General features: G+C 68.2%; 19 protein-coding genes and 1 tRNA gene. All 20 read left to right on the top strand.

Going from position 1 to position 13408, the window contains the following annotated elements:
• The first annotated feature begins 1 nt into the window (after position 1).
• The 20 genes from LG047_RS12600 to LG047_RS12505 all read left to right on the top strand — a co-directional run bounded on the left by LG047_RS12600 (position 2) and on the right by LG047_RS12505 (position 13406).
• A complete protein-coding gene (locus LG047_RS12600) occupies positions 2-1120 on the top strand; it encodes a phage minor head protein (protein ID WP_051134315.1) in 1119 nt (372 codons plus the stop codon).
• Positions 1101-1397, top strand: a complete 297-nt coding sequence (locus LG047_RS12595) for a hypothetical protein (protein ID WP_051134314.1) — start codon at positions 1101-1103, stop codon at positions 1395-1397. The genes LG047_RS12600 and LG047_RS12595 overlap by 20 nt, the downstream gene beginning before the upstream one ends.
• Before the next feature lie 140 nt (positions 1398-1537).
• On the top strand, positions 1538-2536 hold the full coding sequence (locus tag LG047_RS12590; RefSeq protein WP_036285265.1) for a phage protease: 999 nt from the start codon (positions 1538-1540) through the stop codon (positions 2534-2536).
• A gap of 26 nt (positions 2537-2562) precedes the next feature.
• Positions 2563-2937 (top strand): DUF2190 family protein, encoded by a 375-nt coding sequence (locus LG047_RS12585; RefSeq protein ID WP_036285262.1) that lies wholly within the window; start codon positions 2563-2565, stop codon positions 2935-2937.
• Positions 2938-2972: 35 nt separating this feature from the next.
• Positions 2973-3938 (top strand): major capsid protein, encoded by a 966-nt coding sequence (locus LG047_RS12580; protein WP_227967048.1) that lies wholly within the window; start codon positions 2973-2975, stop codon positions 3936-3938.
• 66 nt (positions 3939-4004) lie between these two features.
• Positions 4005-4235: a hypothetical protein gene (locus tag LG047_RS12575; RefSeq protein ID WP_036285258.1), complete on the top strand. Its 231-nt coding sequence runs from the start codon at positions 4005-4007 to the stop codon at positions 4233-4235.
• Between the two features lie 6 nt (positions 4236-4241).
• Positions 4242-4318, top strand: a tRNA-Met gene (locus tag LG047_RS12570).
• A 141-nt stretch (positions 4319-4459) separates the two neighbouring features.
• The gene (locus LG047_RS12565; protein WP_036285256.1) at positions 4460-4924 is read left to right on the top strand and encodes a phage protein Gp36 family protein; all 465 of its coding nucleotides are present in this window, start codon (positions 4460-4462) and stop codon (positions 4922-4924) included.
• Positions 4924-5406, top strand: coding sequence for a phage virion morphogenesis protein (locus LG047_RS12560; RefSeq protein ID WP_036285254.1), 483 nt, complete (start codon positions 4924-4926; stop codon positions 5404-5406). Before LG047_RS12565 ends, LG047_RS12560 begins: the two co-directional genes overlap by 1 nt.
• Positions 5403-5924, top strand: coding sequence for a hypothetical protein (locus LG047_RS12555; RefSeq protein WP_036285252.1), 522 nt, complete (start codon positions 5403-5405; stop codon positions 5922-5924). The genes LG047_RS12560 and LG047_RS12555 overlap by 4 nt, the downstream gene beginning before the upstream one ends.
• Positions 5921-6550, top strand: coding sequence for a phage baseplate assembly protein V (locus LG047_RS12550; RefSeq protein ID WP_051134313.1), 630 nt, complete (start codon positions 5921-5923; stop codon positions 6548-6550). The genes LG047_RS12555 and LG047_RS12550 overlap by 4 nt, the downstream gene beginning before the upstream one ends.
• 8 nt (positions 6551-6558) lie before the next feature.
• Positions 6559-6786 (top strand): hypothetical protein, encoded by a 228-nt coding sequence (locus LG047_RS12545; RefSeq protein ID WP_144259692.1) that lies wholly within the window; start codon positions 6559-6561, stop codon positions 6784-6786.
• Positions 6787-6798: 12 nt separating this feature from the next.
• Positions 6799-7194 (top strand): GPW/gp25 family protein, encoded by a 396-nt coding sequence (locus tag LG047_RS12540; protein WP_036285247.1) that lies wholly within the window; start codon positions 6799-6801, stop codon positions 7192-7194.
• On the top strand, positions 7191-8135 hold the full coding sequence (locus tag LG047_RS12535) for a baseplate J/gp47 family protein (protein ID WP_036285245.1): 945 nt from the start codon (positions 7191-7193) through the stop codon (positions 8133-8135). The genes LG047_RS12540 and LG047_RS12535 overlap by 4 nt, the downstream gene beginning before the upstream one ends.
• On the top strand, positions 8132-8737 hold the full coding sequence (locus LG047_RS12530) for a phage tail protein (RefSeq protein ID WP_036285242.1): 606 nt from the start codon (positions 8132-8134) through the stop codon (positions 8735-8737). Before LG047_RS12535 ends, LG047_RS12530 begins: the two co-directional genes overlap by 4 nt.
• Positions 8734-10275 carry a phage tail protein gene (locus LG047_RS12525; RefSeq protein WP_036285239.1) on the top strand — a complete coding sequence of 514 codons (1542 nt, stop codon included), beginning with the start codon at positions 8734-8736 and terminating at the stop codon, positions 10273-10275. Before LG047_RS12530 ends, LG047_RS12525 begins: the two co-directional genes overlap by 4 nt.
• Positions 10276-10281: 6 nt before the next feature.
• Entirely contained in the window at positions 10282-10737 is a 456-nt protein-coding gene (locus tag LG047_RS12520) for a hypothetical protein (RefSeq protein WP_036285236.1), read from the top strand.
• The gene (locus LG047_RS12515; RefSeq protein ID WP_036285234.1) at positions 10737-11156 is read left to right on the top strand and encodes a hypothetical protein; all 420 of its coding nucleotides are present in this window, start codon (positions 10737-10739) and stop codon (positions 11154-11156) included. Before LG047_RS12520 ends, LG047_RS12515 begins: the two co-directional genes overlap by 1 nt.
• On the top strand, positions 11153-12934 hold the full coding sequence (locus LG047_RS12510) for a hypothetical protein (protein ID WP_036285231.1): 1782 nt from the start codon (positions 11153-11155) through the stop codon (positions 12932-12934). Before LG047_RS12515 ends, LG047_RS12510 begins: the two co-directional genes overlap by 4 nt.
• Before the next feature lie 16 nt (positions 12935-12950).
• On the top strand, positions 12951-13406 hold the full coding sequence (locus tag LG047_RS12505; RefSeq protein ID WP_036285228.1) for a hypothetical protein: 456 nt from the start codon (positions 12951-12953) through the stop codon (positions 13404-13406).
• Positions 13407-13408: the final 2 nt, after the last annotated feature.

The raw sequence follows: 13408 nt of genomic DNA, 5'->3' as shown, positions 1-13408 counted from the left end.
CGTGAAGCCGCCCGCCCAGCGCGGTTTCCAGACGCCGCCGGAGGTCATCCGCTATTTCGCCGACAAGGGGTTGAAGCCCTCCTTCTCGTGGAAGGATGTTTACGGCGAGGAGCACGCCCACGCCTTCACCGTCGCCAAGGCCGTCGATCTCGAGCTTTTGAACCTCTTCAAAAGCTCCATTCAAAAGGCGCTCGAAAACGGTCAGGGCTTCGAGACGTGGCGGCAGGGGATCGTTCCCGAGCTGCAGCGGCTCGGCTGGTATGGCCGCCGCAAGGTCGCGGATCCCGAGGGGCGGTGGAAGTCGAAGATCGTCGACTTCTCGAAGCCCGCGCGGCTGCAGACGATCTTCTGGCACAATGTCCGCGCCGCGCGCGCCGCCGGGCAGTGGGAGCGCATCCAGCGCACCAAGCGCGGCCTGCCCTATCTGCTCTATGTGCGCACGGCGAGCGTCGAGCCGCGGCCCGAGCATCTCGTCTGGGCGGGCGTGATCCTGCCCGTGGACGACGATTTCTGGAAGACGCATTTCCCGCCCAACGGCTGGGGCTGCAAATGCGCCGTGCGGCAGATCACGAAATTCGAATTCCAGCGGCTCGACGGACAGGACGGCTACACGACCGACCGGCCGTCCATGGAGACGACGACCTTCGTCAATAACCGCACCGGCGAGGTGACGCAGGTGCCCGTCGGGATCGACCCCGGCTGGCAGACGAACCCCGGCCTCGCCCGCGCCCGGACGCTCGTCGAGAATTTCTCGGCGCGGCTCGCGGACGCGGGCGAAGAGGCCGCACGCAAGTCGATCGCGGAATTCGTCGCCTCGCCCGCGCCGCGCTTCCTCGCGACGATCCCCGGCGCGAGCTTCGACATTCCCGCCGCCGTGATGGACGGCAGGATCGTCACCGCGCCGAGCGGCGCGCTCACGGGCAAGAGGCCGCGCGTGCGCGCGCAGGATCTTCCGCTCGTGCAGCGCGTGATCGACGAGGCCGCGAAGCGCGAGGCGGGCGAGAAGCCGCGCGGCTTCACGCTGCGCGCGCTGATTGCCAGGACGCGCTGGCGGCTGTCGCTGTCGCGCCTGCTGCAGATTTTGAGCTTCGGGAAAGACGATGCGAAAGACCCCGCGTGATCCGCTGCTCGCCGCGCGCGAGACGACGCATGGCGACTTCGGCGCGGTCGCGGAGCTGGAGCAGTCGCTCAAGGAGCTTATGCGCGGCGCGCCCAACTGGGAGCGCATGCCGCCGACGATGCGCAGCGCGCTCGATCTCAAGGCCACGAAGCTCGCGCGGCTGCTCTGCGGCGACTTCGCCGAGCTGGAGCACTGGCGCGACGACGCGGGCTATTCGAAACTCGTTCTGGAGCGCCTGCCAGAGAGGAAAGGCGCGGGCCGCAGAAACGGCCGCTGATGCGTCGAATGCGATTTCCGCTGTCTTCGGCCATTGTGGCTGAAAACGCGCGTCCAGGGCTTTCAATACCCTTTTAACGTCGATTTTATCTGAAGGGGTCGCGCGCGGTTCGCGCTTGCGCCTCTCGGGGCGGGCCGAACATGTTCGGGGCCATTGCTCCCGGCCGGCAATTGCATCTTGCCGACATGCAGACCGCTTCGCAAGCCGATTTCGCATTTCACGCTCTGGCCGCCGTGCTTCCCGAAAGCGACGCGCCGCCGGAGTGGATCACGATCTTCGCAAAGCGCGGTCGCGTCGACACCCGTGACGGGAGGTCTTTCGATGTAGACCCCGAGCTGCTCGTCTCCCGCTTCAATGCGGACGGCGTCGACCTGCCGGTCGACGTCAATCACGCCACGCATCACGCCGCGCTCACCGGCTCCCGCGCCGACGCGATCGGCTGGATCAGGGAGCTTCGCGTCGACGGCGGCGCGTTGCAGGGCCGCGTCGAATGGCTCGACGAAGGCAAGGCGCTGCTCGCGGCGCGGAAATACCGCTTCGTCTCCCCCGACTTTTTCCACACGCCGGAGCGCAGGCCGACATGGCTGCGATCGGTCGCGCTCGTCACGGCCCCGGCGCTCGGCAATCAGAAGGCGCTCGCCGCCGCATCCTCCCAGGAGAACATGATGGACAAACTCGCCAGCGCGCTCGGCGTCACGGCCGGCGCCAATGAGGCCGCCATGCTGACGGCTCTCGAAGCCGGCTTCGTGGAGAAGAAGGTTCACGACGAAACGCTGGCGCAGCTCGCCGCGACGTCGAAGGAGCTTTCCGACATCAAGGCCGCGGGCCGCAAGGCGCAGGTCGACGCGCTGCTCGAGGACGCGGTGAAGGGAAAGAAGATCGTTCCCGCCGAGCGCGAGCATTATGCGCGGCTCTGCGCCACCGACGCCGGCCTGGAGACGGTGAAGGCGCTGCTCTCGGCGAAGACGCCCGTGCTCTCCGGCTCCGGCCTCGACGACAAGAAGCCGCCGGAGGGCGGCGGCGTCCCGACCGGCGCGCAGCTCGCCGCTGAAGCGCGCGGCCTCGTCTCCGCCGGCAAGGCTCCCGACTTCATGTCCGCCATGGCGGCCCTCGAAGCCAAATATCAGGCCACGGCCTGACCTCCGCTAACGACAGGACTTAAGCGATGAGCGCCAGCCCCTGCTTCAAGAGCTTCTCGATCACCGCCGCCGCAGCGGCGAAGACGATCGTCAAATACACATCGAACCGCGGCGAGGTCGCGCCGGCGACGGCGGCGACCGACAAGATCGCGGGCGTCATCGACATGGGCGCGACCGGGGCCGGACAGATGGTCGACGTCGCCATCGACGACGTCCACGAGGTCACGCTGGGCGGCACGGTCGCCGCCGGCGACCCGCTCACGTCGGACGCCAACAGCAAGGCTGTCGCGGCGACCTTCACCTCCGGCCAGATGAAGCACGTCATCGGCTTCGCGCTCGTTTCGGGCGTCGCCGGTGACGTCATCCCCTTCCAGGTCTCCAAGGGCGTCATCGCCGGCTGACCGGCTGACGCCCCTCTTTCGCAATCGAGGCAATCATGGCTGCTCCTGCTCGCCCCTTCGTCGTCAACCCGGTGCTCACCGGCTATGCGATCGGCTATTCCAACCCCGACCTCACGCTCATCGCCGACCAGGTGCTGCCGCGCGTGCCGGTCGCTGGCGAAAGCTTCAAATGGCTTGAATACCCTCTGGCCGAAGGCTTCTCGCTCCCCGACACCAAGGTCGGACGCAAGGGCCGCGTTCCGCTCGTCGAATTCAGCGCGATCGAGCAGAATGGCGCCGTCGACAGCTATGGCCTCGGCGACGTGATCCTCAATTCCGACATCAAGGCAGCCGAGGCGCAGCGCCGCGCCGGCATCTCCAGCTATGACCCGCGCGCGCATGCCGTGAACTGGCTCACCAATCTGCTCATGCTCGACCGCGAGGTCCGCGTCGCGGCCATGATGCAGAATACGGCCAATTACGCCCCGGCGCGCATCACCGCGCTCACGGGAACTGCCCGCTTCGAGGACTATGCGAACAGCGACCCGATCGGCGTCATCAACGCCGCGCTCGACTCGACGCTCATCTATCGGCCGAACACGGTCACGATGGGCTTTGCGGTGTGGCAGAAGCTGCGCTCGCATCCCAAGCTCGTGAAGGCCATCGCTAACAGCTATTCCGGCGAGGGCATGATCACGCGCAAGCAGTTCGCCGACTTCTTCGAGATCAAGAACCTCTTCGTCGGCGAGGGCTGGGTGAACACCGCGCGCAAGGGGCAGGCGGCCAGTCTCCAGCGCGTGTGGGGCAAGCACATCTCGCTCACTTACATCGACCGCGCGGCGCGCCCCGACGGCGGCGTGACGTGGGGCCTCTCGCCCCAGTTCGGCGAGCGCATCGCGGGCTCGGTCATGGACTCGGACGTCGGCCTGGAGGGCGGCGAGGAAATCCGCGTCGGCGAGAAGATCACCGAGCTGGTGATGGCCAAGGACGCGGGCGCGCTCATCACCAATGCGGTGAGCTGATCGCTCCAATAAACCGCGCGCCCGGACGTCGGGCGCGCATCTTTCCTTCAAGCATCGAGACGCATCATGGCCAGAACAGATCAGGGCGCCGCGACGACGGCCGAACAGGGCGCGACGTCCCCCGCCGAGCCGGCGGCCGAAACGAAAGCGGCCAAGGAGAAGACGCAGGAATTCGCCGCCGTCTTCAAGGTCGTCGCGAGCGCGGGAACCTTCGCGCCGGGCGAGAAGGCGAAGCTCACCCGCGCCGAATGGGAGACGCTCTCCGCTCTCGGCGCGATCGAAGGCGAGTGGAAGTGAGTTTTCTGCGGGGTAGAGCAGCCCGGTAGCTCGGCAGGTTCATACCCTGCAGGTCGCTGGTTCAAATCCAGCCCCCGCATCCAGTTTCGTCTGCAATGCCGTGCAGCGCCCGGTTCTGGCTTCGCCTTTATCGGGAGCGGGCGTGAGACCCGCCGGACGATCCCGCTAGCGCAGCGGCAAGCGCCAAGCCGGTGGAAGGCCGGCGCCCCATCCCGCGAGACATCATGGCCGCCACACCTTTCGCCACCATCGACGACGTGCAGGCCCGCTATCCCAACGAGGCGCAGCTCGTCTGCGCCGACGAGGCGACGCGGCTGCCGGACTGGGCGCGCTTCGACGCCGCCCTCGCCGACGTGTCGATGGAAATCCGCATCATCCTGCAGGGCCGCTACACGCGCGCGCAGATCGACGATCTCGACGAGGAGTCGCTCGGCGCGCTGCGTCTCTTCGCCATCGACATGGCCATGCATCGCGTCGCTCTCTCCTTCGCGCGCGGCTCGGAGGAGATGAAGGCGCGCTACGACACCGCCGTCGCGCGGCTCGAAGGCATCGTGAAGGGCCGCGGCGGGCTCACCTTCCTTTCCGGCGGCGGCTCGGTCGACGGCGCGACGCCGACGACGTCGCCGGGCGAAGCCATCGTCATCGCGCCGCCGCGCCAGTTCACCCGCGACAATATGGGGGGCTGGTGATGGACATCGGCGTCCGCATCGAGATCGACATGGCCGATCTGGCGCGCGTCAACGCGCTCGTCACGCGGCTCACGGAATTCGACGCGGGCGAGCTGGTCGCGGAGATCGTGGACCTCGGCGAAAACCAGACGCGCAAGCGCATCGAGAGCGGCGGCCCCGGCCCCGACGGCGAAGCCTGGCCGCCGAACCTCACCGGCACGCCGATCCTCATGCGTACGGGCGACCATCTGCGCTACTACGTCGCCTCCTCGTCGTCGGGGAGCAGCGGCGAATGGGGCGACAGCTGGGAATTCGCTCACGTCCATCAAGATGGCGCGACCATCACGCCGAAAAACGCGGAGCGGCTGGCCTTCATGCTCGGGCCTAAACGCGTCTTCGCGAAAAGCGTGACGATCCCGGCGCGCCCCTTCGTCGGCGTCTCGGCCGATGACGCGCGGGAAATCGAAGAACTCGTCACCGACTTCATGAGGGCGATGCTGTGACCGCCTTCACCCGCGCCTCACTTATCGATCAGGCCCGCGTCCATGCGCTGCGCGACGCGATCGTCGCCGCCCTCGCCGCGCGCTTCGCCGACATCGAGGTGAAGGCGCATTACGGCAAGCTCGACATCTCCGACGTGATGAAGAAGGGCGTCTTCAACGCGCCCGGCGTCTATGTCGCCGCGACGCGCATCCTGCCCGACGGGCGGCTCTCGGGCGCCGACGATTTCGAGGCGCAGATGACCGCCTATGTCGTCGCCGAGGATCTGATGGTCGCGGGCCGCCGCGTCGAGCGCGACGAGATGGCGCTCGCGATCTGCGAAGGGCTGCTGAAGGCGCTCACCGACGACGATTTCGCGCGCTGGGGCGTCGAGAACATCGGCGAAGCCCGCGAGGCAAGCGCCGCCCCGCTCTTCACCGCGAGGGATTTCGCGCAGGGCTGCGTCTATTACGCCGTGACGTGGAAGCAGACGCTCTACGCCGTCGCCGACGCGTCCTTCTTCACGGGAGACGACGCATGAGCCTCGCCGCGCAGGAGCTTCGCCGCGCGCGCCGCGAGCTGGTGCGGGTCAATCGCCGGCTCGCCCTCTCGCATGTCGAGGGCATTGTCGCCGAGCGCGACGAAAAGAAGTGGAAGGTGCGGCTCGAGATCGGCCGCGACGAGGACGACAAGCCCATCCTCTCGCCCTGGATGAAGCCGCATTCGAACAGCGCGGGCGCCTATAAATATTCGCCGCCGCTCCCGGCCGTGGGCGACCGCATGCGCATGATGAGCCCCTCGGGCATTGTCGGCGCGGCCTCCTACGCCGTGCCCTCCGCCTTCGACGACGAGCTGAAGCGGCCCCAGCAGGACAAGGACGAGAGCGCGCGCGAATACGACAAGACGCGCATCTCGCAGAAAAAGGACTCGCTCGCCCTCACGACCGAGAAGACCTCGATCGCGCAGTCGAAAGAGGATGTGAGCGTCACGGCCGAGAAGGACATCAGCGTCAAGGCCGACAAGAAGGCATCGATCGAGGGCGAGGAGGCGCGTCTCAAGGGCAAGACGAGCTACGTCCACGGCGACAGCATCGACAAGATCAAATTCATCGTCGGCGGGCAGGCCTTTCGCATTCGCGAGGAAGCCCTGCTGCCGACCAGCGCGTGAGAAGAACCATGAGCGAGAAGAAGACCTACGTCACCACCGAGCGCGCCGGCTTCGTCGTCGCCGGCCATCGCATCCCGCCCGTCTATGAGGAGGGCAAGCCCGCGCGCCCGACGGTCGGCCACGAGCTGCGTCTCACGGACGCCGAGGCCGAATATGAGCTGGCCCAGCAGACGATCGTCCTCGCCCAGCCGCGCGCAAAAAAAAACGCGCCCGAAAGCAGCTCTGAAAGCGCCTGAAAGGGCCGTTGAATGATCCGCTACCGCACCGGGATTTCGTCGACGACGGGCGCTCCGCTCTCCGGCTATGCGCATCTCGCGCAGTCGCTCGACAAGATCATCATGACGATCCCGACCGAGCGCGTCATGCGGCTCGACTTCGGGCTCGACCCGGCGCGGCGGCTCGGCCGCAACATCTCGCCGCAGCTCGCGGCGCATCTCTATCGCAACCTCGTGACCGCTATCCATAAATGGGAGCCGGAGTTCCGCATCGTGCGCATGCAGCTCGTCTCGGTCGACCGGACGGGCGGCCTCGCGATCTATCTCGAAGGGCGTTACTTCCCCGAGGGGCGCTACGGCAATTACGCCGTCGAGGAGCCGGCCAATTTCAACATTCCGCTCGCCCTCATCAAGCGGGGCGCGGCATGACGATCCTCGCGACCCGCCGCTTCGATCCCGTCAACCCGGCCGCCGTCGCGACGCCAGCGGCGCTGGAGACATGGACCTTCGAGGCCATTCTCGCCGCGCGGCTCGACACCTTCCTGCGATACTGGAACGCGGCCCACGGCGACGATCCGGGGGCGCCGGAATTCACGGTCGCCCTGCTCGAAAGCGACCCGGCCGTCATCCTCCAGCAGGTCGACGCCTTTCGCGAGGGGCTCGTGCGCCAGCGCGTCAACGAGGCGGTGCTGGCGACGTTTCTGCTCTTCGCCAAGGGCGCCGATCTCGACGCGCGGGCCGCCGAATACAACACCATTCGCGCGCCGGGCGAGAGCGACGCGTCGCTGCGTCTGCGCGCCATCCTCGCCTGGGAGAACCTCTCCATCGGCGGCTCCTATGGCGGCTATGAATATCAGGCGCGCTCGGTCGCGCCGGTCGATATTCTCGACGTCGCGGTCTATGGGCACGAGGCGCCCGGCGTGCCGAAGGGCGAGGTGCATATCGTCGTGCTCGGCAATTCGCCGCTCGGCCGCACGCCGCCCGCGCTGCTCGATCGCGTGCGCGCGCGTTTCGCGTCGCGCGACGCGCGCAAGGTCAATGACAAGATCGTCGTGCGCGCGGCGCGGATCGTCCCCTATGAGGTCGACGCGACGCTGGTGCTGCCCGGCGGCGCGGACGCGCAGGTGGTGCGCGACGCGCAATATGCGGCGGTCCAGAAATATGCGGCCATGCGCCGGCTCATCGGCGGCTCGGTGACGCCCTCGGGCCTCTTCGACGCAATCGGCCACGACGACCCGCGCGTGGTGCTGGGCGTCGAGATGCGCGCGCCCTTCACGACATTCAACCCGGCCAACCCGCCCGTCATCGGCGGCGGCCATTTCGACGCGCCGGTCTGCACGGGCATCCGGCTCAACTGGCGGGCGGCATGAGCGACGAACCGGACGACCTCCTGCCCGGCAATGCGACAGCCTGGGAGCAGGCGCAGTCGAAAACCTCGGCGCGCATTCTCGACACCGACACGGCCGTCATTCGCCGCGAGCGCGACCCCGCGCGGTGCGACGCCGCCTTCCTGCCGTTCCTCGCGGCCGAGCGCAGCGTGCACCAATATGCCGGCGGGCTCGCCGCGAAGCGCGCGCGCACGGCCGAGAGCTTCGACGATCATCTCGCCTATGGCACGCCCGCGAAACTCGAAGAGGAGATTGCGCGGGACACGGGGCAGGAGGTTCGCATCGTCGAATATTTCGAGGACCGCGAGCTGGAATGGCCTGATATCATCGTCGAGAGTCTCGTCTATCCCGGCGAGGAGCCGCCGAACCTCGACGCCGTGATGCGCTCGGTCATGCGCCGCAAGAATGTGCGCGACTGGCCGGCGAAGGTCCGCCCGCATTACCGCAACTCCAACGGCAATCTCTTCCACGGCTCCGCGAGCTTCTTCTCGGTGCGCATCCGCACCGTCGAGCCGCGCAGTCGCAACCTCTTCCACGGCGCGGGCGCGCGCTTCCTCCCGCAGATCAGGATCAATCCGCAATGACGCTGCCGACGATCAGCACGGTGGTGGTCTCGACCAAGGCCACGCAGCATTACCTCAATCGCATCGCCGCCGCGCAGGCGGGCGGGACGCCGGTCAATTTCACGCAGGGCGAGGTGATCGTCGGCGACGGCAATGGCGAGATCCCGCTCATCTCCGCCCTCCTCGCCGCCGGCGGCGTGATCCACGAGGTCGGGCGCGGCTCATGGGTGCAGGGCGTCACGGTCAACCCGACCGACGCCGCCCAGGTCGACATCCTCTGCGTCGTGCCGGCGGTGGACGGGAGCGGCGAGGAGATCGGCCCCTTCTGGGTGACGGAATACGCCATCACCGACGAAAACGGCGACGTCTGCCTCGTGGGCACGACGGCCATGGCGAAATTCGTCTCGGCCAATGGCGGCCTCTCCGATCTCGCATGGATCGCGGCGGAGAAGGTCTCGAACGGCAATGTCATCCTCACGCCGCCCAGCGCAGCCTTCGCGACGATCCTCGACGTGATCCTGATGATCAACGCGCATCATCCGCGCGTGCAATTGCCGCTCGAACGCGTCGACACCATGCTGTCCAACGGCTGGCTCGACGTGCTCTATCGCATCCGCGCCGCGACCTCCGCTCTCACCGGCTATGGGCGGCAGGCGACGGACGCGGAATTCGCGGCCGGGCAGGCGGCGGCGGGGCCGGGCGTGTTTCAGTTCCCGTGGCCGTCCATCCAGCAGGTCAAGAACGCGATCCTCACCTATGCATCGGGCGTCGGCGTGCGCGTCGCGGAAAACCGCACGGTCAATCTCGACTATGAGCCGCTCGCGACCACGACCCCCGCTCTCACCGACATCGTCGCGCTGCTGCGCCCGGCCGTGGGGCAGACGCCGGCAAGCTACAAGAAGTTCACGCTCGCCTCGCTGCGCGACCTCTTCACCCCCGACCTCTCGCGCGCCTTCTCGGCCTACAAGACGCCGGGCAATTTCAACTATGCGACGCCGACATGGTCGCGCGCGATCTTCTACATCGCTTGGGCCGGCGGCGGCGCGGGCGGGCGCGGCAACAATGGCGGCGCGGGCTCGGGCGGCGGCGGCGCGGAATGCCGCTTCGGCGTGCTCGTCGCGGGCGTTGACTATGATCCGGGCGACGTGCTGCCGGTCGCGATCGGCGCGGGCGGGCAGCCCAGCCCCAACAATGGGGGCGACGGCGCGCCGGGCGGCAGCACCTCCATCGGCTCGCTCGTGCTGGCCATAGGCGGCGATGGCGGCATCGGCTCGGCGACGGCGACCTATGCGCCCGCCGTCGACGGCGGAACCGGCGGCCTCGGCGGCTTCGGCGTGCCGGGCGGCAAGAGCGGCAAGGGCGCGCCCTGGCAGGCCGGCGCGGGCGGCGCGTCCTTCTGCATGCCGCCGAGCCTCACGCATTTCATCTCGTCGCAGACCGAAGGCAGCCCCGGCGAATTCTACGGCGGCGGCGGCTCCGCCTCCGGCGCGACCTTCGGCCTCTTTCCGCAGGCCGGCGCCGGCAAGCACGGCGCGGCCCTCCTTCTCGCAATCGGGTGATCTGAGATGTTTGCACTGATCATGAACGGCGCGGTCCGCGAGCTTTTCGACGAGCGTCCCGCATGGGCCGACGTCGAGGGATATGACGTTCGCGACGTGACGGGCGTCGAGGGGATCGTGATCGGCTCGCGCCCGCTCGACGGCGGCGGCTGGGCGGCCCCGGCCCCGCGCGCGCAGGCGGCCTTCGCCCCGGGCTTCGTCAAGGCGATGTGCGCGCAGCGCATCCTCGCGGTCGCGGATGAGGTGGCCCAGCGCAACATGGCCTCCGCCGCCGCCGCCGGCTGGCCCGGCGAGGCGGACGCGGAAGCCGCGCAGGCGGCCTTCGTCGCGGGCGTCGAATGGGTTGCGGCGATGCGAGCCGTCTGCGCCACCCTCATCGCGGAGGAGGACGCGACCTATGGCCTCAATTCGCACTGGCCGCCGTGCCCGGCCGAGGCCGCCGCCCTCGCCGCGAGGTTCTGATGGCGGCGCCGCTCCAATATGCCTGGACCGTCGTGCAGGGCGAGACGCTCGACCTCACGATCGACGTGCCGATGGACTACGCCGTCGAAGGCGGGGGCTCGGCCCCGGGCCCGGGCGGAGCCGAGACGCCCGAGAGCGATGGAAGCGTCTTTGAAATCGCCTTCAAGCGCGTTCGCGGCGACGTTCAAACCTTCCTGCGCTTCTCCTCCGCCTATTCGGTCCCGAACCTCACCCTCGGGGCCTATGAGGAAGGGAAGCTCTCCCTCTCCTTCAGCGCTGCCGAGGACGAAATCCGCCAGGCCCCGGCCGGCGACTATGTCGGCGACCTTATCCATGTGCGCCCGCGCGGCGGTCCCTTCGGCCCGGCGCGGAGCCGCGTCGCCATCATCACCCTCACCATTCAGGGAGCCACTGCGTGATCCGCCGTCTCGCCACGCTCGTTTTTCTCGGTCTCGCCACGGCTGCGCAGGCCGGCGGCTACACCAACGCGCCGACCTTCCCGAACAGCATCACGCCGCGCGGGCCGAAGGGCGATCAGGGCTGCTCGGTGCTGCCGACGACGGGCGCGCCCGCCCCGTCATTCGGCCGCGATTGCGACTGGGCCTTCGACGCCGCGGCCGGCAAGGTGTGGGGCCCGAAAGCCTTGGGCCAGTGGGGCGCGCCGCTCACCATGAGCCCGGTGCTGCTGGCGCAGGGCTTCGCCAATCGCGCCCGCGTCGACCGCGACGGCGCGGCGACCGCCCGCGCGGCGGCGGAGCTGGCGCGCAACCAGGCGCAGACGGCGGCCACGGCGGCGGCGACGTCAGCGTCGCAGGCGCTGGCCCTCTTCGGCCCGGTCACGACGATCGGCACGAGCCTTTTCCCGCAGATCCTCGGCCGCGTCGTGCGGACCGGCGATCTCACGGCGGGCTCGACGACGATCGACAATATCGACACGACGGGCCTCAACATCGGCGACGAGGTGACGGGCGGAAAGAGCGTCACGGTCTCGGGCAACAGCTACACGCTCGTCGTGCCGGGCTGCATCGTGCCGCATGGCGTGGCGCGCAATCAGATCGTCGCCAAGACGTCGACGAGCATCACGATCACCTGCGCCGCCGTATGGACGCCCGCCGGCCCGCCGGCCCCGCCCGGCATGTCGGCCCCGGCGGATACGCAGACGGCGAACCTCAACATCCGCCGCGACATGTATTCGTCCACGTCGACGGTGCGCGTGAACACGCTCGGCGCGCAGGCCGCCTATATCGGCGGCGCGTCGAAGGACGGCGCGAACTGGCTCAACGGCTATTTCTCGGGCTTCGTCGGCAATAATCCGCAGACCTCGTCGCCGCTCATCGTGACGGGCCTGCCGGGCGGCATCGGCGGGCCGATCTTCGCGCATCGATCGAGCGACGGCGCCGTGCAGGACAATCATGTGCTGCGCCTCTTCAATGTCGGCGACGACAAGGCCATCAATGGCGAAGACGTGCATTTGTGGAGCCTCTACGGCGTCACATTCGCAATGCCCGCGGCGGACGGCCCGACCGCGCAGGCGACATTCGGCGAGTTCGAAATCTACAATGGCTGGGGCGCGCATCGCATCGCCCCTCACACGGCAAATTTCGCGCATGTGACGACGACGTTGACGCTCGGCTGCGGCGGCGGTTCGGCGGGCGGCGACGAATGCTCGGGCGCGCTCTACATCTTCAACAACAGCACCCCCTTCCTCGCTGGCATCGTGTTCCGCGACGGTTCGCTGTCGACGTCTCTCGACGGGACGGGGCTCGGCTATGCGCTCGACATGCCGACGTCGGCCATCAGCGGCAAGGCCAATGCGTCGCTCCATTGGAGCGGCCCGGCGGGCGCGAACGCCGGCGACATCTACTCGGACGGCGAGAACCTGTTCCTGCGCGTGGCCGCGTCGCACAGCGGTTTTCTCAGCACCTATAACGGCGGCAATCTTTACCTCTGGAACGCCGTCCGCTTCGGGCCGCAGATCGACAACGCCCGCACGCTTGGATCGAGCTTCGCGCAATGGTCGACGATCTACGGCCACAACATCGTCATCGACACCAGCATCACCGCTCCCGTCGCCGCCAATGGAAGCGTCGCCACCACGCTCGGCTCGGTCGGGCCGGCGGGCGCGCACGCGAGCGTGCAGGAGTGGATCGTGATCAAGGGCACGGGCGGCGCGAACCGCTATGTGCCGGGCTTTTAACCAAAGGAGCAAATGCATGATGCGTAAACTGATGATCGTCCTCGCCTGCCTCGCCCCCATGTTCGCGCAGGCTGCCGAGAAGAAGAGCTTCACGCTCTCGGTCAATGAGATGCTCGATCTGACCGACGCCCTCGGTAAGCTCGATGGCGCGACGGTGGCGGTGGAGGACGGCGCGAAGAAGAGCGCCGTGCCGCAGGCGTTCAAGTTCAGCGTCAATGTCCGTCTCGCCATCGCCGAGAATATCGAGGCCCTGCGCGACGCGCTGCGCGCCCCGCAGGCGACGATCATGAAGTTGCGCGCGACCGAGACGGACGCGACCCGCGCCGCCGTGATGGAGCAGCTGATCGCGCTGGGGAGCGAGACGAAGGAGGTGACGCTCTACACGCTCACGCCCGAAGAACTGGCGCTCGAAGAGAACAAGGAAATCCGCGTGAGCACGCTCGCGAGCCTGCGCGTGCTGATGAAGAAGTGACG

The organism is Methylocystis sp. WRRC1 (assembly GCF_020733155.1).
Lineage (GTDB): Bacteria > Pseudomonadota > Alphaproteobacteria > Rhizobiales > Beijerinckiaceae > Methylocystis.
This window is presented reverse-complemented; position numbering and strand designations above follow the sequence as displayed.

What these genes read in the sequence shown, in the direction of transcription:
- LG047_RS12595 (WP_051134314.1), top strand. Translation starts at nt 1,101, where the DNA reads ATGCGAAAGACCCCGCGTGATCCGCTGCTCGCCGCGCGCGAGACGACG.
- LG047_RS12590 (WP_036285265.1), top strand. Translation starts at nt 1,538, where the DNA reads ATGTTCGGGGCCATTGCTCCCGGCCGGCAATTGCATCTTGCCGACATG.
- LG047_RS12585 (WP_036285262.1), top strand. Translation starts at nt 2,563, where the DNA reads ATGAGCGCCAGCCCCTGCTTCAAGAGCTTCTCGATCACCGCCGCCGCA.
- LG047_RS12580 (WP_227967048.1), top strand. Translation starts at nt 2,973, where the DNA reads ATGGCTGCTCCTGCTCGCCCCTTCGTCGTCAACCCGGTGCTCACCGGC.
- LG047_RS12575 (WP_036285258.1), top strand. Translation starts at nt 4,005, where the DNA reads ATGGCCAGAACAGATCAGGGCGCCGCGACGACGGCCGAACAGGGCGCG.
- LG047_RS12565 (WP_036285256.1), top strand. Translation starts at nt 4,460, where the DNA reads ATGGCCGCCACACCTTTCGCCACCATCGACGACGTGCAGGCCCGCTAT.
- LG047_RS12560 (WP_036285254.1), top strand. Translation starts at nt 4,924, where the DNA reads ATGGACATCGGCGTCCGCATCGAGATCGACATGGCCGATCTGGCGCGC.
- LG047_RS12550 (WP_051134313.1), top strand. Translation starts at nt 5,921, where the DNA reads ATGAGCCTCGCCGCGCAGGAGCTTCGCCGCGCGCGCCGCGAGCTGGTG.
- LG047_RS12545 (WP_144259692.1), top strand. Translation starts at nt 6,559, where the DNA reads ATGAGCGAGAAGAAGACCTACGTCACCACCGAGCGCGCCGGCTTCGTC.
- LG047_RS12540 (WP_036285247.1), top strand. Translation starts at nt 6,799, where the DNA reads ATGATCCGCTACCGCACCGGGATTTCGTCGACGACGGGCGCTCCGCTC.
- LG047_RS12535 (WP_036285245.1), top strand. Translation starts at nt 7,191, where the DNA reads ATGACGATCCTCGCGACCCGCCGCTTCGATCCCGTCAACCCGGCCGCC.
- LG047_RS12530 (WP_036285242.1), top strand. Translation starts at nt 8,132, where the DNA reads ATGAGCGACGAACCGGACGACCTCCTGCCCGGCAATGCGACAGCCTGG.
- LG047_RS12525 (WP_036285239.1), top strand. Translation starts at nt 8,734, where the DNA reads ATGACGCTGCCGACGATCAGCACGGTGGTGGTCTCGACCAAGGCCACG.
- LG047_RS12520 (WP_036285236.1), top strand. Translation starts at nt 10,282, where the DNA reads ATGTTTGCACTGATCATGAACGGCGCGGTCCGCGAGCTTTTCGACGAG.
- LG047_RS12515 (WP_036285234.1), top strand. Translation starts at nt 10,737, where the DNA reads ATGGCGGCGCCGCTCCAATATGCCTGGACCGTCGTGCAGGGCGAGACG.
- LG047_RS12505 (WP_036285228.1), top strand. Translation starts at nt 12,951, where the DNA reads ATGATGCGTAAACTGATGATCGTCCTCGCCTGCCTCGCCCCCATGTTC.